Annotated in this window: 11 protein-coding genes and 1 riboswitch; of the genes, 8 read left to right on the top strand and 3 right to left on the bottom strand. The window is 69.7% G+C overall.

Translation table 11 applies throughout. The annotated features are described in order from the left end of the window. Positions 1-125: 125 nt before the first annotated feature. Together FNM00_RS00005 and FNM00_RS00010 are read right to left on the bottom strand one after the other, a co-directional pair. Positions 126-800 (bottom strand): response regulator, encoded by a 675-nt coding sequence (locus FNM00_RS00005; RefSeq protein ID WP_143910967.1) that lies wholly within the window; start codon positions 798-800, stop codon positions 126-128. Continuing rightward, a complete protein-coding gene (locus FNM00_RS00010) occupies positions 797-1,945 on the bottom strand; it encodes a sensor histidine kinase (protein ID WP_143910968.1) in 1,149 nt (382 codons plus the stop codon). Before FNM00_RS00010 ends, FNM00_RS00005 begins: the two co-directional genes overlap by 4 nt. A 196-nt stretch (positions 1,946-2,141) precedes the next feature. Between FNM00_RS00010 and FNM00_RS00015 the strand changes: the two genes are divergently transcribed. The 5 genes from FNM00_RS00015 to FNM00_RS00035 all read left to right on the top strand — a co-directional run bounded on the left by FNM00_RS00015 (position 2,142) and on the right by FNM00_RS00035 (position 7,246). Continuing rightward, complete coding sequence (locus tag FNM00_RS00015) at positions 2,142-2,843, top strand: hypothetical protein (RefSeq protein WP_143910969.1); 702 nt, start codon at positions 2,142-2,144, stop codon at positions 2,841-2,843. A gap of 155 nt (positions 2,844-2,998) precedes the next feature. Continuing rightward, a riboswitch (cobalamin riboswitch) is annotated at positions 2,999-3,110 on the top strand. A 35-nt stretch (positions 3,111-3,145) separates the two neighbouring features. Beyond that, positions 3,146-4,246, top strand: coding sequence for an energy-coupling factor transporter transmembrane component T (locus FNM00_RS00020; RefSeq protein WP_143910970.1), 1,101 nt, complete (start codon positions 3,146-3,148; stop codon positions 4,244-4,246). Continuing rightward, on the top strand, positions 4,243-5,835 hold the full coding sequence (locus FNM00_RS00025; protein WP_143910971.1) for an ABC transporter ATP-binding protein: 1,593 nt from the start codon (positions 4,243-4,245) through the stop codon (positions 5,833-5,835). Before FNM00_RS00020 ends, FNM00_RS00025 begins: the two co-directional genes overlap by 4 nt. Continuing rightward, positions 5,829-6,623 carry an ECF transporter S component gene (locus FNM00_RS00030; protein ID WP_143910972.1) on the top strand — a complete coding sequence of 265 codons (795 nt, stop codon included), beginning with the start codon at positions 5,829-5,831 and terminating at the stop codon, positions 6,621-6,623. The genes FNM00_RS00025 and FNM00_RS00030 overlap by 7 nt, the downstream gene beginning before the upstream one ends. Then, the gene (locus FNM00_RS00035; RefSeq protein WP_143910973.1) at positions 6,620-7,246 is read left to right on the top strand and encodes a hypothetical protein; all 627 of its coding nucleotides are present in this window, start codon (positions 6,620-6,622) and stop codon (positions 7,244-7,246) included. The genes FNM00_RS00030 and FNM00_RS00035 overlap by 4 nt, the downstream gene beginning before the upstream one ends. Positions 7,247-7,801: 555 nt before the next feature. Here the strand turns inward: FNM00_RS00035 and FNM00_RS00040 are convergent. Then, positions 7,802-9,454 (bottom strand): sigma-70 family RNA polymerase sigma factor, encoded by a 1,653-nt coding sequence (locus FNM00_RS00040; RefSeq protein WP_143910974.1) that lies wholly within the window; start codon positions 9,452-9,454, stop codon positions 7,802-7,804. 101 nt (positions 9,455-9,555) lie between these two features. On the opposite strand from FNM00_RS00040, the gene FNM00_RS00045 reads away from it, so the two are divergent. From FNM00_RS00045 to FNM00_RS00055, 3 genes are all read left to right on the top strand, one after another. Continuing rightward, on the top strand, positions 9,556-10,950 hold the full coding sequence (locus tag FNM00_RS00045; protein ID WP_143910975.1) for a LuxR C-terminal-related transcriptional regulator: 1,395 nt from the start codon (positions 9,556-9,558) through the stop codon (positions 10,948-10,950). A gap of 104 nt (positions 10,951-11,054) precedes the next feature. Continuing rightward, the gene (locus tag FNM00_RS00050) at positions 11,055-15,245 is read left to right on the top strand and encodes a DUF5979 domain-containing protein (protein WP_143910976.1); all 4,191 of its coding nucleotides are present in this window, start codon (positions 11,055-11,057) and stop codon (positions 15,243-15,245) included. A 390-nt stretch (positions 15,246-15,635) separates the two neighbouring features. Then, the gene (locus FNM00_RS00055; protein WP_143910977.1) at positions 15,636-19,649 is read left to right on the top strand and encodes a vWA domain-containing protein; all 4,014 of its coding nucleotides are present in this window, start codon (positions 15,636-15,638) and stop codon (positions 19,647-19,649) included. The last annotated feature ends 23 nt before the right edge of the window (positions 19,650-19,672 follow it).

Here is a 19,672-nt window from a genome sequence, read left to right on the forward strand (position 1 = left end):
TCCATCCAGCCGGCTCGATGGACGCTGACTCACCGCTCGCGATCGAGAACGGACGCGTACGCACCGCCCGGGAGCCCGCGGGGAGGGAAAGGTTGATGACCTACCGCTGTCGGCGGGGGTCGGGTTCAGTGACCGCCGACGAGGTGGGTCTCGTAGGCGAGCACGACCAGCTGCACGCGGTCGCGGGACCGGGTCTTGGCCAGCAGTCGGCTGATGTGGGTCTTGACGGTCGCCTCCGCCACGAACAGCTCACTCGCGATCTCCGAATTCGACAGGCCACGCCCCACCAGCACCAGCACCTCGCGTTCGCGATCGGTGACCTCGGCGAGCCGGTCGTCGGGGGACTCCGTGGCGCCCGCGGGGTCGGGCAATGTCGTCGCGAAGTGATCCAGCAGCCGTCGCGTGGTCGACGGCGCGACCACGGCGTCGCCGCGGTACACCGCCCGGATCGCCCCCAGCAGTTCCGGCGGCGCGGCGTCCTTGAGCAGGAAGGCGGCCGCGCCGGCCTTGATCGCCGCGAAGGCGTACTCGTCCAGATCGAAGGTCGTCAGCACGATCACCCGGGGACCGTCGGCCATCGCGGTGATGGAACGGGTCGCCTCGACCCCGTCGAGGCGTGGCATCCGTACGTCCATCAGCACGACATCGCAGGAGGTCACGCCGATCAGCTGCACCGCTTCGGCCCCGTCGCCCGCCTCGCCGACGACCGTCATGTCGTCCTGGCTGTCGACGAGCATCCGGAACCCGGCCCGCACCATCTGCTGGTCGTCGACGAGGAACACGCGGATCGAATCGCTCACCAGGGAATCCTCGCATCGACCTCGTATCCGCCACCGACGACGGGCCCGACCCGCAGCTCGCCACCGTGGGCAGCCACCCGCTCCCGCATGCCGACGAGTCCGTGCCCGCCGCCGTCGTCGGCCGCGCTGGCCCCGCGACCGTCATCGCGGACCGTCAGCTTCAGCGCGTCACCGTCGCGGCGCAGCGTGACGGTCGTGGTCACCTGGGGTCCGGCGTGCTTGCGGACATTCGTGAGCGACTCCTGGAGCAGGCGATAGGCCGTGAGGGCGACACCCGGCGGAACGCCGACCAGGTCCGCCGAGATCTCGGTGTCGAGCCGCATCGACGCGGCGGCCTCCTCAAGGAGAGCCGGGACATCGTTGAGGTCGGGCTGCGGGGCGGTGCCGGTTCCGTTCTCGCGCAGCAGACCGAGCAGCGACCGCATCTCGGTCAACGCTTGCCGTCCCGTGCTCGCGATGGTCTCCAGCGCGTCGACCGCCGTCTCGGGGCGGGCGGACGCGGCGTAGCGCGCACCGTCGGCCTGCACGATGATGACCGACAGCCCGTGGGCCACGACATCGTGCATCTCGCGGGCGATGCGGTTGCGCTCACCCTGCGCCGCCAGTTGCGCGCGCTGGTCGGCCTCCCGGGCCACCCTCTCGCTGCGTTCGATCAGCGAGTTCACGTACGCCTCGCGGGTGTGCCCGAGCAGTCCGAGGACCCATGCCACGACGACGATGAGCCCGATGCCGAAGGCCTGGGAGGCGACCAGGCTCGTGCTGTAGGAGGGAGTGCCGTAGGACGGCATCCAGTCGATCGCGGCGACGACGGCGGCGATGAGGCTGAGGACCAATACCGGGATGCTCCATCGCAGCCCCCGCCATCGCGCCACCGAGTACACGGCGATGGGGAAGGCCAGCTGCCCGGGGAGCGTGGTGTCGTAGAGGAGCACCTGCGCGGCGTGCGTGACGTAGACCGCGGCGAAGACAGCTACCGGATACGAGCGCCGCCAGAACAACGGGACGATCTGCGCCGCGGTCAGCACCGCTGTGCCCGGGCTGATGCCGACGGCCGCGAGTGGCGCGACGGCGAGCAGCGCACAGGTCAGCGCGATATCGAACCACTGCCTGCCGCGCGGGCTGAGGCGGAACGGTGCCCTGTCCATCGGATCGACGGTAGCCGAATGCGCGAGTCCGCAGATCCGTCCAGGGGTGGATCTTTACCTCATAAAGGTGCTTTTTTGTCTGGAATATCAGACGATCATCCGAAAACAGCCGTTGTGGCGGCCGATGCCGCGCGCGATGCGCCGCTATCTGCTTCCATGAGGTCCAAGGAGTGGCAGACGATCGGAGGAGATCATCGTGGGCGCCACCACCCCGCCGGGGTACGAGGACCTGGAACGCGATCTACGAGAGCGTGGGCTCGACGCCTCCGCGAGCTGGCCGGCCGACGTGCTGGCGAGCCTGGTCGCGAGCGACGCGATGAGCTTCGTCGAGCTCGCCCTCGCGCACGTCCTGGCCGATGCCCTCCGCGACTCTGAGCCGAGGGCCCGGGACCGCGAGCCCTGTGACGTCCGGGGCGCGGTCTTCGCGCACCGGCTGGACGGCACGATCTACGCGACGCTTGCCGAGGCGTTCTCCGCGCTCGCCTGGGCCGGTGATCCGGGCGTGGAGCGATGGCACGTGCTGCTCGCCGAGGTCGACCACGATGCAGTGGACATCCTGCGCTGCCGGATGCTGGCCGCCCCCTCGGCGGACTCCGATACCGCGGTGGAGTGGCTGGTGGCGCATCCGGACTGGTACTCGCTCGGCTGGGGATCGAGCAACTGGCCACCGATGGACGTCGTCGCGGTGCATGCCGATGTGTGCTCGATGGCCACCTATGAGGCGCTCGAACAGGCGATCTTGGAGTTCCTGCCCGCGGTCGAGGAGCCGGCGTGCCGAGGTTTCGGACAGTATGAGCTCCTCGCGGCGCTCGGCGACGGTCATCTCTCGAGCCTGGCGCGCGACCGCCTGGTGGAGCTGCACCATCGATTCGCCGAGATGCCGGTGGCGCGAACCTGAGTCGATGCGGCAGACTGTCGATGCGGCGGCGCGAGCGACGCCCGAGACCGTTCGCGCCGCCGTCTCGTCCTAGGGCCCTCAGCGCTCGGCGTTCCGTGGCGTGACGATGCTCGCGGTGCCGTCCGCCCCGATGCCACCTCCTATACTCGTGGAGTCCACGCCAGTGGACACCTGTTCGTCGCGGGGAAGCCGGTCGGAGTCCGGCACTGTCGCGCAACCGTAGGCCTTCGGGCGAGTCGGGAGACCGGACGGGCGGGTCCATCACGACACACTGTCGCGTCTCGCAGTGGGGGGTCAGGACCATGGTCGTCACCGCCAGCCCCACGCAGCGTCGGCAGCGTCGCGCCCGCGATCTGCATCCGGGCGCCTGGTGGATCTGGGCACTCGGCCTGACCGCCGCCGCGTCCGCCACCACCAATCCCGTCGTCCTGGTCCTCGTGATCGCGGTGGCCTGCCTGGTCGTCGCCAGTCGACGCGGCGACGCCCCCTGGGCCCGTGCCTTCCGCTTCTATCTGTGGTTCGGTGCGGTCATCGTGGTCGTGCGTGTGCTGTACCGGCTGGTGTTCGGCGGCGGATCGGTCGCCGGCGACACGGTACTGATCCATCTGCCCGAGGTCCCTCTTCCCGATGTCATCTCGGGCATCAGGCTGCTGGGCGATGTCACCTCCACGGCCGTGCTCGCCGGACTCTACGACGGCCTGCGGCTCGCGGCGGTCGTCATCTGCGTCGGCGCGGCCAACGCCCTCGCCAATCCCAAGCGGCTGTTGGCCTCGGTGCCGCCCGCGCTGTACGAGGTGGGGACGGCGCTGGTCGTCACGATGTCGGTGTTCCCGCAGCTCGCCGAGAGCGTGCAGCGGGTCCACCGGGCGCGTCGTCTGCGCGGTGAGCCCGGCAAGGGGGTCGGGGCGCTGCGGCGGCTGGTCGTCCCGGTGCTGGAGGACGCGTTGGAGCGGTCGATGACGCTGGCCGCGGGCATGGACGCCCGCGGATACGGTCGTGCCGGCACCGCATCGGTGCGGGCGCGGGCCGTGACCGGCGGGTTCCTGCTCGCCGGCCTGTTCGGTCTGTGCGTCGGCACCTATGCCTTCCTCGACCAGACGGCGCCGAGATGGCTCTCCTGGCCGGTGCTCGCCGTCGGCGTCGGCTGTGCCGCGATCGGCTTCCTGCGCGCGGGCGAGCGGGTGCAGCGCACGCGGTATCGCCCGGACCGTTGGCGGAGTGCGGAGCTGGTGACCGCGTCCTGCGGTCTCATCGCCGCTGTCGGCATGAGGATCGTCGATCCGGTTGCCGCTTTCCCGTCGCTCACGACGGCGCCCGATGTCTCGATCATGGCGCTGGTCGCGGTGCTCGTGGCGGCGGTGCCGGCCTTCGCGACCCCGGAGCCACGGCGGGCGGTCCGATGATCGACGTCACCGGTGTCACCTTCGCCTACGACGGCGCGCCCCTCCCGGTCCTCGTCGGGGTCGACCTGACGATCGGCGAGGGCGAGCTCGCCCTGGTCGCCGGTCGCACGGGATCGGGGAAGTCGACCTTGCTCGGCGTCTTCAACGGACTGGTCCCGCACTTCACTGGCGGGACGCTGAGCGGGGACGTCCGGATCGACGGCGCATCGGTCCTCGGACGACCTCCGCGCGAACTGGCCGATCTCGTCGGCTACGTGCCGCAGGATCCGCTGGACGGCTTCGTGACCGACACCGTCGAGGAGGAGCTCGCCTACGGCATGGAGCAGCTGGGGCTGGCGCCGTCGACGATGCGGCGCCGCGTCGAGGAGACCCTCGACCTGCTCGGGCTGGCGGATCTGCGCGACCGCGCGCTGCGCACGCTCTCCGGCGGACAGCAGCAGCGGGTGGCGATCGGCTCGGTCCTGACGATGCACCCGCGCGTCCTCGTGCTCGACGAGCCGACCTCCGCGCTGGACCCCACGGCCGCCGAGGATGTGCTCGCCACCGTCGCCCGGCTCGTCGACGATCTCGCGCTGACCGTGGTGGTCGCGGAGCACCGGATGGAGCGGGTGATCCCGTTCGCCGACCAGCTCGTCGTGGTCGAGAACGGTACGGTCCGCAGCGGGCATCCGGCGGAGCTGTTGCGCGACTCGCCGGTCGCTCCGCCGATCGTGGATCTCGGGCGGCTCGCCGGCTGGGACCCCCTGCCGCTCTCGGTGCGCGAGGCGCGCAAGCGGGTGCGCAGCGAGCCCTTCGTGCTCACCGAGCCCGAACCGCGACCGGTGCCGAACGGGCCGGTGGAGCTGACCGCTCGCGACATCACCGTCGCCTACGGCCCGGTCGTCGCCGTCGACGCGGTGGACCTGGAGGTGCGCGGCGGCGAGGTCTGCGTGCTGATGGGCCGCAACGGGTCCGGGAAGTCTTCACTGCTGTGGGCATTGCAGGGCACCGGTCGCCGGGACGCGGGCAGCGTCGCGATCGGCCCGGACGGGACCGACTCGATGAGCGTCCCCGCCGATGAGGCGCGGATGCTCGTCGGCCTCGTGCCGCAGACCGCGAGCGACCTGCTCTATCTCGAGGACGTCGACGAGGAGTGCGCCGCCGCCGATCAGCAGGCGGGTGAGCCGCCCGGCACCTGCCGGGAGCTACTCGACCGGCTCGCCCCGGGCATTGACGGCACCCGCCATCCGCGTGACCTCTCCGAGGGTCAGCGTCTCGCGCTCGTGCTGGCGATCGTCCTCACTGCCCGGCCTCGGGTGCTCGCACTCGATGAACCCACCCGGGGCCTGGACTACCCGGCCAAGGCCGAGCTCTCGCGGGTGCTTCGCGAGCTTGCCGATGACGGTCACGCAGTGGTGCTGTCGACCCACGATGTCGAATTCGTCGCGCAGGTCGCCGACACGGTCGCGGTGCTGGCGGACGGTCAGGTGGTGTCGGCGGGCCCGGTCCGTGACGTGCTGGCGGAGTCGCCGGCGTTCGCGCCACAGGTCGCCAAGGTGCTCGGACCGCAGTGGCTGACCGTGGCGCAGGTGGAGCGGACGCGATGGTGAGCCCCACCGTGCCCGTCGGCCGTCGGTCCGCGGCCGTCCTGGCACTCGCCTCGCTCGCCGGGATCGTCATGTTCTGTTGGCCGCTGATCATGCAGCCGGCCGACGATGCGACCCGCGTCGACCAGCCCTTCCTGCTCATGGCGCTGTTGCCGATCGTCGCGCTGGTCGTGCTCGCGGAGCTGTCCGAGGGCGGTATCGACTCGCGCGCGCTGGCGATCCTCGGCGTGCTGACGGCCGTCAACGCCGCGCTGCGCACCCTCGGGGCCGGGACCGCCGGTATCGAGCTGGTGTTCTTCCTGCTGATCCTGGCCGGCCGGGTGTTCGGTCCGGGCTTCGGCTTCGTCTTCGGATGCACGACGGTGTTCGCCTCGGCGCTGTTGACGGCCGGTGTGGGACCGTGGCTGCCGTTCCAGATGATGTGCTCGGCGTGGATCGGCATGGGGGCGGGGCTGCTGTCACGCCGCGTCGCCGGGAAGGCCGAGATCGCGATGCTCGTGGTCTACGGCGTGGTCTGCGCCTATCTCTTCGGCCTGCTCATGAACCTGTCCACCTGGCCCTTCGTGATCGGCATCGACTCGGGGTCGTTGTCCTTCGTGCCGGGGGACCCGCTGCTGGAGAACCTCCGCCGCTTCGGGGTCTTCTTCCTGCTGACCTCCACCGGCTGGGACACCGGGCGGGCGATCACCAATACCGTGCTGATCGTCGTCCTCGGACCCGCCCTCCTGCTCACCTTGCGCCGGGCGGCCCGCCGGGCGCGCATCATCCCCATCGAAAGGAACTCCCTATGAAGCGACTGCTCGCAGCCGCCGCCCTCGGCCTGCCCGGCCTCGTCGCCGTCGCCGCGCCGGCCTCGGCACACGGCGAGTGCGAGGATCCGGCCGATATCCCGATCCTCGTCGACTACGGCGCGCTCGAGGCGGAGCAGCAGGTCGTGTGCGCGCAGGACGCGGCCCAGATGACGGCGCTCGCCGCGATCACCGGTGCCGGGCTGGAGCTGGAAGGCACGACCGAGTACGGCGACAGCGTGGTGTGCCGGGTCGAGGGTCGCCCCGGCGCTGATGTCGAGTCCTGCGACTCGATGCCGGCCGGCGACAGCTTCTGGGGCTTCTACATCGGCTCGGACGGTGCGTGGGAGTTCGCTCAGCAGGGCGTGGACCAGCAGATTCTCGCCGAGGGCGACTTCGTCGCGCTGGCCTATGGCGACGGCACGGCGGCACCGGCCACCGCGCCCGATGAGGAACTGCGCCAGCAGGCGCAGGAGGCGGGCGGTGAGTCCACGCCCGCCGACGATGCCGCGGCCGAGGATGCCGAGGACGAGGGCAGCAACACCGGCCTCATCGCCGGCTCGATCGTGGTGCTCCTGGTCGTCGTGGCCGCGGTCGTGATCGTGCTGCGCCGCCGCCGCGCCTAGGGAACCGCTGATTCGCCATCGCGATCGTCGGCGCCGTCCCTCGGTGCCGCTCTCCGGGGGCCGACACAGGATGTGTTTCTGCGGTTGCCCTAGCAGCCCCGGAATCACATCCTCCGTCCCCGCGGGACGAAAGCGGCGACACGCCAGCGGCTTCACCGATCCCCGGTGAAGCGAAGAACACGCCGCAGTGGTGTCCGATGAAGCCCTCCTGTGGGTATCATCCCCGCGTGTGGGGGGACCCTTCAGGTGTTCCCTTGCTGACACCGCCAACATCAAAGACGCCGTCCCCGTCTGCGCGGATTCCCCCAAGCACTCCGCTGCGCTCCGTGCAGGGAGGTACCCCCACCACCGACAGATCCACGCCGGACACGGGAAATACCGCATCAACCCAACAGACGCCATCCCCGGATTCCGACGACCCGGCACCCCCATGGAAACGCAACCACCGATGGCGACCCCAGAGGGTGATGGCCTGACGGCGGCGAGCACGAATCGTCGCGAGCAGGGTGTGCGCGTCGACCCCTTCCCCGCCTGCGGCGGCCCGGAGGGCGGCGATCAGAAGCTGGTTGTCACCGGGTCGACACCTTCACCGCTGAGGTCCACGATCCCGCTGGGCGGCTCACCGATGGTCACGGGCTGGAGCTGGAACACGAGGGGCGCCAGGGTGGTGCTGGTGTCCCAGTCCACGGTGCAGATCAGCGGCGGGCTCCCCGGGCCGAGGAACGGTGTGTCGACCGGATCCGGTACGAAGGCTGGTCCGCCAGGGGCTGCCTCGGCATCGCAGGTCCACCCGCGGGCGTCGATATCGATGAATCCCGTGGTCTGATCCGGGAAGGTGAAGACGGCGGTGATCGGGATCGTCGAGGCGTCTTCGCCGCTCACCGTCGGCACTGGGGCGAAGGGGGTCGACCAGATGCCGAGTTCCTCGGAGATCTGCTGGGAGACGATCGGTTCCCAGGCCAAGCCGGTCAGCACCATCGGCTGGGGTTCCTCGTGGGGCTCCTCCGGCTCGGGTTCCGGATCGGGACCGGGCCCCGTCTCGGGGTCCACGGCGGGCGGGTTCGTGGGCCGGGTCTCCCAGGGGATGAGCGGCAGCGTCACCTCGGCGGTGTCATCCGACGCAGGTGTCGGCTCGCCCGCCGGGGAGGACGCTGCCGGTCGAACGTGCTCGGCGGGATCGCTCGCCGGCCGTGGGGGTTGGTCTGCCGGCGTTTCACCCGGGTCACCGTCGTCCGCCAGCGTGGAGGAACTGCCCGGTGGACTCGCCGCCTCGGCATCGCTGGGCGCGGCCGTCGGGGAGAGCACGACGAGCGCCGCGACGAGCGCGGCGACGCCGGCGACACCGACCGCACCGGCGACCACGGGCCCGGAGACCGCGGACGACGCGGAGCCCGTCGACGAACCCTGGTCGCGACGCAGGCCGCCGGGCCATGCGGCGGCGGGGAGGCCGGCGAAGCCGCACAGGACGACCGGCCAGATCCAGGCGCCGAGGCGGTCGTTGATGTCGTCGAGCACCGCGTGCTGTGCCGCGCAGTCAGGACACTCATCGAGGTGGCGCATCACCTTGGCATGGGCCGAGGGACTGAGCCCATCGCGCACGAGGACGCTGAGCCGCTCCCGCGTCCACCGGCACGGAAGACGTTCGGCGGGAGCGACATGACTGCGCAGGTAGCCCCGCCGTAACGCCTCACGGGCTCGGTAGGCCCACGTCGAGACCCGGGGCGCGGGGACGTCGAGGCGCTCGGCGACCTCGGCGACGGACATGTCCTCGACATCGAGGCACCAGAGCACCTCGCGCCAGCGCTTCGGCAACCCGTTCAGAGCCTCCGCGGCCCGCCGTTCATCGACCGGATCGAGGAGATCGTGGGTGTGCGGCCGGTCCAGCAGCCAGTCGCGATCCGAGCTCGGTGTCTCGTGGTTGCCGGTGCGCTGATGATCCAGATGCAGTCGCCGGACGGTGGTGGCGAGATAGCCGAGCAGATTGCGGTCCGGCCCGCGACCGGAGCGCAGGGCGGTGAAGACCCGGGTGAACGCCTCGGAGACGAGATCGTCGGCGCGTCCGGGGTCGAGGGCCAGGGCCACGCGCCGCACGGCGGGTGAATGCTGCCGGTAGAGGGTGTCCATGGCGTCGGCGTCGCCGCTGCGGGCGGCGTCGAGCAGGACTTGATCGTCGAAGGCGAGAACCACGAGTACTCCCAGCGTGGACATGACAGGGCCAGCGCTCCCGATCGCTGGTCTCACTATAGAATGTGATGTAGATCACTTCGAAAGCGGCGTCAGATCCGCGCCCATCGACCGTCTTGTTGGCGATGAGTTCCTACGGTGATCGCCCCCTGGTCCTGGTGATCGACGACCCCTCCTCCCTGCCGGACCAGATATGGCAGGCATTGGACGCAGCCGGGGTGCGCGCCGACACGCGGCTCGTGCGGGCGCTGCGCGAGGGAGACCTCGCCGCGGCGGAGCGCGTGCTGGCCGCTTCCGGCCCCCGGCTCATCGCGGACCACCCGGGCATCCTCGCCCCCTGGTACCGCGATCCTCGGCTCCGGGAGACGGCCGGCCCTCGTCTGCGGTGGGCGCTGTGGCTCGACGGGGGAGTCGTGCCGCGGTCGCTCGGTGCCGAACGCGGAACCGAGCGGGTCCTCCTGCGCGCTCTGCGTTGCGAGATCACCGCCGCTCGCGGCCACGGCTCCGACATCGTCGACGCCCACGCGGTCGCGGCCGCGGTGCGCGACGCTCCGCCGACGGTGCGGGAGGCGCTCGGCCCCTGGCGTCCGGTGGTCCACGCCGCGTGCGCACGCCGTCTCGTCGCCGCCGGCGATACCCATGGAGCGCTGGTGACCCTCGCCGAGGGTATGGCCTCCGCGACGGACGACGATGCTCGGCGTGAGATCGGCGGGCTGGCCGTCTTCGCCGCCGCGGTGCACGGGGACATGATGGAGGCCCGTCGGCTCCGTCAGACGATCCCCTCGGTCTCCGGCGTCCATCGCGTCGACCCCACCCTGGCCGCCGCCGACGCGTTGATCGCCCTCGAGCAGGGGAACGCGCGTGAGGCCCGCCGGATCCTCGACCGCGCAGGCAACGAGCACCGTGACCTGCGAGCCGTGGACGCCTTCGTCCTCGTCGCCGAGGGGCATCTGGACGACGCGGCGACCACACGATCGCCGATGGACGGTGGCCATCCACTGCTGCGGGCCCTCGACGACGCGCTGATGTCCGCCGGGACCGCACCGCCGCGACGTCTCGTGGATCTCGCCCTCGCCCAGGACGCGCCGCGTCCCCGGTTGCACGCGGCCGTCCGTGACTTCGCGGCGGCTCGCCGGTTCGCCGGCCCGACGACGGTCGCGGTGCTGGCGCAGCGCGTCACCGACCTGGTCGCGTCACATGGGATGACCTGGCCGCTCGGACTGCTGAGTGCGGAGGACGGGGAGGCCCTGGCGGCGTTGACCGGTCGGCTTCCCCTCTCCTTCGCGCCGCCGGCGCGGGGCGTGGACCTCACCGAGGCCGAGATCTCCGTGCTGCGCGAGCTCGCCGTCGGCGGCACCGAGGCCCAGATCGCGCGTCGGCTGTTCCGCTCGATCAACACGATCAAGACCCAGCGCCGGTCCGTGTATCGCAAGCTCGGCGTCTCCACCCGCGCCGACGCGGTCGCCATCGCGCTGGAGCACGGCCTCATCCCGGCGGAGCGCGGGGTGAACCGAGGGTGAAATCCGGCTCGAAGTCACCACGCGACCGACGTTCAGACCGAGGATGGCCCTCGGATTCCGGCACGACACGTTATCCAATCACTCCGACAGGAAGTACTTTCTCGATGAGATCGCCGCACGGCATGTTGAAGGCCATCGAGGCGCGCCTGCGCTCGAATCCTGCCTCGCACCGCACGCCCGGACCGATGAGCCGGGTCTTGATGATGCTCCTGGCCGCCCTGATGGCGGTCGCCGGCATCGTGACCGTCACGAGCCCCGCAAGCGCGGCTCCGAATCCCCGTATCGTCGTCGACAACATCGAACTGAGCTGGGAGGGCGACGGCCAGGTCGAGATCGGTGACACGCTCGGTGTGACTGGTACCTGGGACGCCGGCGAAGCTGAGCCGGTGTCGGGTGACACCTTCTATGTCGGCCTGCCGCCGGAGCTGCGCTTCGACGCCGCCGTGCCCTTCGATCTGGTCGGCGAGGACGGCGCGGTCTGGGGCAGCTGCCTCACCGATCCGGCCAGCGCCCAGGCTCTGTGCACCCTCAACGACCGGGTCGAGGAGTGGGATGGCGCCCGCGGCACCTTCTGGTTCGAGGTCACCGCGAATGAGCGCACCGATGCCGACGAGGTGATCTTCGACGGTAACGGTGAAGACCGTCCGGTCGTGCTGCCCGGCGAGGGCGGCATCGGCGATGGCATCGAGCTGCCCGGCGAGGTCTCGAAGTCGGGCGTGATGAACGGCAACAACTGGTCGATGACGTGGACCGTCGACGTCCCGGGCGCCAACATGGCCGGCCAGGACACCGTCACCATCACCGACACCCTGGGTGCGGGCCATGTGCTGTGCGATCCGACCGGGTTCACGGTTCAGACCGTTCGCGGCGAGACCGTGAACGACGTCACCGGCATCGCCACCCTCAATGGTGGGCCCGGCGACGCCGAGTTCGGCATCGTGCTCACGGCGCCCGAGGGTGGTTTCTCCTCTGACGTGATCTACCGCATCACCTACCGGACCTGCACGCCCGATGGTCAGATCGACCCGGCCGGCACCGTCTACGACAACACCGCCGAGGTCGAGGGCTGGGGCGAGGCCGGGATCGGCATCGGTCGGGTAGAGAACCGTCCCTGGCACCTAGGCACCACCAAGTCCGGCAGCGTCCTCGGCGGCGCCGAGCGCAATGGCAAGATCCGCTGGAGCATCCAGGTCCCCGGCAGCGAGCTGGTCGGCGAGAACGGTTTCTCCCTGGCCGACACGCTCGGTGGTGAGCACGAGCTGTGCGAGGACACCGTCTCGGGCATCCGGATCTACGAGCGTTATGGTCCGAGCAACGATCGGCGGACCGAGATCACCGGTGACCTCGTCGCGACGCCTGTCGGCACGCCCACCGACACCTCGTTCGCGGTCGACTTCGCGATCGCGGATGACTCCGACTTCGCATTCAAGGACTCGGACTGGCGCTACATCATCGAATACACCACCTGCGCCACCGCCGAGGGACTGCCCGAGGCCGGCACGCAGTTCACCAACGAGGCGAGCATCAATGGTGCTGTGGTGACCGGCGGAACACGGGTTCCGGACCGCGCACAGGGCAAGGGCGGCGCGATCAACGGCGGCGCGGTCACCATCGGTGACGAGGACTACCTGCCGCAGACCACCATCAACTGGAACGTCCGGATCCCCGGCGAGCTGGTGGACGGCGAGGACACGCTGACGATCACCGACACGCTGAGCAGCACCCATCAGGTCTGCGATGGCGGCGAGAGCGTGGCCGAGTCGCTGCGTCTGAGGGTCAGAGCTATCGACCAGATCGACAACGGCGGACTGGGAACGGTGGAGCTGACCGACTCGACCGAGGTCGACTACGATCCGGAGACCGGCCAGATCACCTTCACCCTCGATCCGGCGGACGGCTTCAGCCGCGAGTACCAGTACTACATCGAGTACACGACCTGCACCACCAGCGGCGGCATGGACGCCCCGGGCACCGAGTACAGCAATGACGTCGAGTTCGGCACCACGAGCTGGAACCGGACGGTGACCCAGAACAACCGGGCCGGTGGCACCGGCGAGGGCGTGACCCGCGGCTCGGTCGCGATCTCGAAGGATCTGGCCGACACCCCCGGTGCTCAGTTCGTGCCCGACGGCACGATGTTCACGGTGCACGTGGCCGAGGTCGATCCCACCGGCGTCACGCAGAACGAGTACGACCTCCAGGTGCCGTTGAACGGCGATCCGGTCAGCGGCTTCACGCCGCGAGGCCATGGCTGGACCTTCGAGCTGTCGGAGCCGACGTTCCCGTCGGTGCCGGGTGTCGTCTTCGGTGCCCCGGTGTTCGCCGCCACCGACGGTGTCACGCCGTCTGCCGATGGCACCACCGCGGTCGTCGAGATCACGCCGCGGACGAATATCGCGGTGCAGCTGACCAACGCCGCACAGCTGGGCAGCCTGGAGATTCTCAAGGAGATCGAGGGTGGTGCCGTCGATCTGGTCGATGCTGATCAGGAGTTCATGATCAACGCCTCGATCGACGTCAGCGGCCTGGGCGACAACATTCCCGCCCAGGTGGATCGTCAGCTCGCGGTCACCGCGGGTGAGCCGGTCGTCCTGGACGATCTGCCGATCGGCGCAGAGGTCACCTTCTCGGAGAATCTGCCCGCCGATGACGATGTGCTGACCTGGGGCCCGGTGCAGATCAGCCCCGAGAGCATCGTGGTGACGGCTGAGCACGCCACCGAGCCGGCGACGATCACCGTGACCAACACGGTCGAGCGCACGGTCGGCACCTTCGCTCTCGCGAAGGAGGTCACCGGCGACCAGGCCGGCAACCCGGCGGTCCCCGGCGAGGTCGAGGTCACCGCGACCTGGACAGAGGAGGGCGGCACCGAGCAGAGCAAGGTGCTGAACCTGCCGACCGACGGCACTCCGGTGCCCTTCGGTGAGCAGCTGCTCATCGGCACTCAGGTCACCTTGACCGAGACGCCGCTGGAGGACGGCTCGAGCATCGCCTGGGGTGCGCCGGTGTGGTCCGGTGACGGGGTCAGCGTCGACGGTGGATCGGCCGTCGTCACGGTGAGCCGTGACGCCGAGGCCCTGGTCACGGTCGAGAACCATGCTGCGACGTCCACGGCGGGCCTGAGTCTGCTCAAGGGCATCGCCGGTGAGGCGGCCGGTGAGGTCGGTGACGACGCGGAGTTCCCGGTCACGGTGTCGTGGACCGATGCCGACGGCGAGGAGCAGACCCGTGAGCTGATGATCAACGCCCACCAGCCGATCGAGCTGGGTGAGGACCTGCCCGCCGGCACCGTGGTGACGATCACCGAGGGCGATGCCCCCGCGATCGACACGGTCATCTGGGACGCCATCACCATCGACGGCGATGACGTCACCGACAACGGCGACGGCAGTGCCACGGTGGTGGTCTCCGACCAGCAGAGCGAGGTCACACTGGTGACGATCACCAATGAGGCCACCTGGGCACCGGGCACGTTCTCGGTGAGCAAGCAGCTCACCGGTGTCTCGCCCGAGCACGGTGATGTGCCCGAGACCTTCACGGTGATCGCCAGCTGGCTCGACGAGGAGGGCGCCGAGCAGGTCAAGGAGCTGACGGTTCCGGTCGACGGCACCACCGTCTCGCTCGGCGAGGATCTTCCGCACGGCACCGAGGTCGCGCTCAGCGAGGTCCGACCGGACGACTCGGCCAGCTTCACCTGGAATCGTCCGGTGTGGGCCGGGGACCGGGTCACCACGCATGACGATGGCACTGCGGTGGTCGTCATCGGGGCGGCCGATGATGTCGCGGTCGATCTGGCGAACTCGGTGACTGCCCTGACCGGCAGCGTGGAGTTGGTCAAGGCGCTCGATGGTAAGGGCGCGGAGGATGTGCCGGCCGGCGCCTCGTTCCCCGTGCGGGTCTCCTGGACCGATCTCCACGGCGAGGAGCAGCACCAGGACACCGAGATCACCGCCGGCACGCCGGTCGTCATCGACGGGGTCCTGCTGGGCACCGAGGTCACGTTGACGGAGTCGGCGACCGAGGCCGATCTGCCGGGCAATGTGCTCTGGTCGGGTGTGCAGTGGAGCTCCGATGACGTCACCGTGACGGTCGACGACGATGCGAAGTCGTCCTCGATCACGATCGTCGGCGAGAACGGCGCACAGGCGGAGGTCACGCTGACCAATACCTTCGACGACCTCGGCACGATCCCGAATGCCGGCGCTCCGGACGGTGCCCTGTGGCTCGTCCTGGCCGGACTCGTGGCGCTGGCGGCCGGCGGCGGGCTGATGGCCCAGCGTTCACGCCGGCACTGAAAGACCCCCACGGCGCGGGCTTAGCTCCCGAGGCGCCCGCGTCGTGGGCCTTCACATGAACCGAGCATGTGAGGGAGGGGCGACCGCCGCGGTGGATCCATCCATCCACCGCGGCGGTCGCCACATGGTGCCGCCCTGAGCCCGGAACCACTGCCGTCTCCCAGAGGAGTCAGCCGGGTACCACCGCAAGTGACTAGGACCCCTCCTCTGGTATGACCGGACGCACCTATTCGTTAGGGCTAACCCGGGGTGAAAGGCGGGGTGAAGTCCGACGATTCCCGGCCGGATCGCCTCCGTCAGGACGAAAGATCACCTCGTGGCATCAGTCCCGCTGAGCCGGCCGTGGTACGTCCGCGGCACATCACCGCCCCGTGCAAGGAGAGCAGCACCGTGACGTCCCCTCGTCGGCGAAAGCCGACTCTCGACACCCACCGACGGCATCGTCGCCGGCCGCGCCGAGTCATCGCCCTGGTACTGGCGATGCTCGTCGCGGTCATGGGCGGTATGACCGCCGCGAGTGCCGTCCAGTCCACCGTGCCCCCGGCACCGAACCCGGCTCTGCCGGACAGCTGCGAGCTGGATCTGGCGATGCAGCTTGATCTCTCGACCTCGGTCCAGAACAGCCAGGTCGCCCAGATGAAGCAGGAGATCGCCGCGCTCGCGGAGAACCTGCAGGGTTATCCGGTGCGGCTGGCGATCTACAACTTCGGGACGAACTCGCCGGTCGGTGCGCAGCCCGCCAACCAGCCACTCCCGCTGACCGCGCTCGATGCGCAGGGTGTGCAGGCCATCGGCGCCTACCTGGACGGGCTCACGCGCTCGGGAACGCAGTACACCAACTGGGACGCCGCCTTCCAGGTCGTCGACCAATCGCCTGAGCAGTACGACGGGCTCCTCCTGGTGACCGATGGCGATCCCACCCGCTACGGCTACCCCGCCACCCAGGGCAGCGGATCGTCCACGACGACACAGATGATCACCGCGGCCGTGCAGAGCGCCAATGCGCTCAAGGCCACCGGCACGCGCATCATCGGCATCGGAATCACCGACAATATCAACGATATGAACCGGTTCCGCGAGCACATGTCGCAGATCTCCGGGCCGGTGAACGGCAGCGACTACTATGAGGCCGGATTCTCCGGACTGCAGTCCACGCTCGTCGACGTCATCAACACCAACTGCGTCTCCATCGACCTGGCGAAGGACGGCAAGCTCGCCGACGGCGCGCTGGGGCTCCCAGGTGACACGGTCGAGTACGAGTTCACCATCACCAATACCGGCAGCCTGCCGCTGACCGATGTCACGCTCGCCGACCCCAAGCCGGGCCTGTCGGACATCACCTTCGGCACCTGGCCCGGAACCCCCGGCACGCTGAATCCGACGCAGTCCGTCACCGCGACCGCGACCTACCAGTTGACCGCCGCCGATATCGCGGCCGGCAATGTCCACAATCTCGCGACCGCGACCGGGCAGCCGCCCGCCGGCTCGCCGGTCTCCGATGAGGACCCGGCCGATGTCCCGCTGCCGGAGCTCACCCCGGGTATCGAGCTGGTCAAGAGCGGTGCCCTGGTCGATGGTGCCGAGGGCAAGGCCGGTGACACGGTCGAGTACGAGTTCACGGTCACCAATACCGGCAATGTGACGTTGACCGGTGTGACGCTGAACGATCCGTTGCCGGGTCTGTCGGACATCGCCTTCGGTACGTGGCCGGGTGCGGCCGGGGTGCTGAATCCGACGCAGTCGGTGACCGCCACGGCGACCTATGAGCTGACCCAGGCCGATGTGAACGCCGGGGGCGTGGACAACACGGCGACCACGACCGGCACGCCGCCCGTGGGCGACCCGGTGAACGACAGCGATGACGAGCGGGTCGACCTCGCGTCCGCCCCCGCGATCAATGTCGTCAAGAGCGGTGCGCTGGTCGATGGTGCCGAGGGCAAGGCCGGTGACACGGTCGAGTACGAGTTCACGGTCACCAATACCGGCAATGTGACGTTGGCCGGTGTGACGCTGGACGATCCGTTGCCGGGTCTGTCGGACATCGCCTTCGGTACGTGGCCGGGTGCGGCCGGGGTGCTGGAGCCGACGCAGTCGGTGACCGCCACGGCGACCTATGAGCTGACCCAAGCCGATGTGAACGCCGGCTCGGTGGAGAACACCGTGACGGCGACCGGTACTCCGCCCTCGGGTGATCCGGTCGACAATGAGGACACCGAGATCGTCGAGGTGACAGCCGGTCCGTCGATCGACGTCGTCAAGTCCGGCGCCATCGCGGCCGATGCGAAGGCCGGTGACACGGTCGAGTACGAGTTCACGGTCACCAATACCGGCAATGTGACGTTGACCGGTGTGACGCTGGACGATCCGTTGCCGGGTCTGTCGGACATCGCCTTCGGCACCTGGCCCGGTGAGTCGGGCGTCTTGGAGCCGACGCAGTCCGTCACGGCGACCGCGACCTATGAGCTGACCCAGGCCGATGTCAACAACGGCCGGGTGGAGAACACCGTGACGGCGACCGGTACTCCGCCCGTGGGTGATCCGGTCGACAATGAGGACACCGAGATCGTCGAGGTGCCCCAGCAGTCCACCATCCAGATCGTCAAGAGCGGCAGCATCGCCGACGACGCCGAGGCCGGTGACACGGTCGAGTACGAGTTCACGGTCACCAATACCGGCAATGTGACGTTGGCCGGTGTGACGCTGGACGATCCGTTGCCGGGTCTGTCGGACATCGCCTTCGGTACGTGGCCGGGTGCGGCCGGGGTGCTGGAGCCGACGCAGTCGGTGACCGCCACGGCCACCTACACGCTGACGCAGAGCGATGTCGACAACGGCTCGGTCGAGAACACCGCCACCACCACGGGCGTCCCGCCGACCGGCGAACCGCCCACGGATGAGGACACCGAGATCGTCGACGTCCCGCAGGTGCCGGCCATCGGCATCGTCAAGTCCGGCGGTCTGGCCGCTGACGCGACGGGCGTTCCCGGTGACACCGTCGAGTACTCCTTCGAGGTGACCAATACCGGCAATGTGACCCTGCGCGAGGTCGTCATCGCCGATCCGATGGAGGGTCTGTCCGAGCTGGCGATCAGCTGGCCCGGTGAGTCCGGTGTCCTCGCTCCCGGCGACACGGCGACCGCGACGGCCACCTACACGCTGACGCAGGCCGATGTGGACGCCGGCGGTGTTGAGAACACCGCGACCACCACGGGTGTCCCGCCGACCGGCGAGCCGCCTACGGATGAGGACACCGAGATCGTCGAGGTGCCCGAGCTGGGTGCCATCGAGCTGGTCAAGTCCGGGGCCCTGGCCGAGGGTGCGGAGGGCCGCGCCGGTGACCGGGTGGACTACACCTTCACCATCACGAATGCCGGCAATGTCACGCTGACCTCGGTCACCCTGGTCGACGAGCTCGAGGGCCTGTCGGATATCGAGTTCGGCGAATGGCCGACGACCCCGGGCGTCCTGCACTACGGCGAATCGGTCACGGCGAGCGCGAGCTACACGCTGACGCAGGCCGATGTCGATGCCGGACAGGTCGACAACACCGCGACCACGACCGGTGTCACGCCGACCGACCGGACCGTGACCGATGAGGACGACGCGACCGTTCCGGTGACCCCGGGCCCCGCCCTCGACCTCGTCAAGACCGGCGGCCTCGACCGCGGCGCGCTGTCGGTCGCGGGTGACCAGCTCACCTACGATTTCGAGGCGACCAATACCGGCAATGTCACCCTGCACGATGTGGTGATCGAGGACGAACTCGAGGGTCTGTCTGACCTGGCCTACACCTGGCCCGGTGAGCCCGGTGTCCTCACTCCGGGCGAGTCGGTGACGGCGACGGCGACCTACACGGTCACGCAGGCCGATGTCGACGACGGCACGGTCCACAACCTCGCCACGGCGACCGGCACGCCGCCCACCGGACCGCCGGTCGGCGACGAGGACGAGCACGATCAGCCGCTGCCGCAGTCGTCCTCGATCGACCTGGTCAAGACCGGGAAGCTCGACGGCTCGCGCATCGTCTACTCCTTCACGGTGACCAATACCGGCTCGGTGACGCTCGAGGACGTGACGATCACCGATCGCCTCGAAGGGCTGTCGAAGCTGACCTACAGCTGGCCGGGCGAGCCCGGTGTGCTGGCCCCGGGTGAGAAGGCGACCGCGACGGCCACCTACTCGCCCACGGCAGCGGACCGCACCCGTGGCCATGTCGACAACCACGCGACGGCCACCGGCACGCCACCGAACGGCGAGGACGTCGAGGGTGAGGACGATGCACGGGTCCTCGTCGGCGACCTCCCGGCCGCCGGTGCCCCGGACGGACTCGTGTGGATGGCGCTGGCCGGTCTGACGGCCCTGGCAGGAGGTGGGCTGATGGCGCAGCGCCTGCGGAGGCGCTGACCGAGACCCCCACGGCGCGGGCT

This window comes from Aeromicrobium piscarium, from assembly GCF_007421815.1.
GTDB classification, from domain to species: Bacteria; Actinomycetota; Actinomycetes; order Propionibacteriales; family Nocardioidaceae; genus Aeromicrobium; species Aeromicrobium piscarium.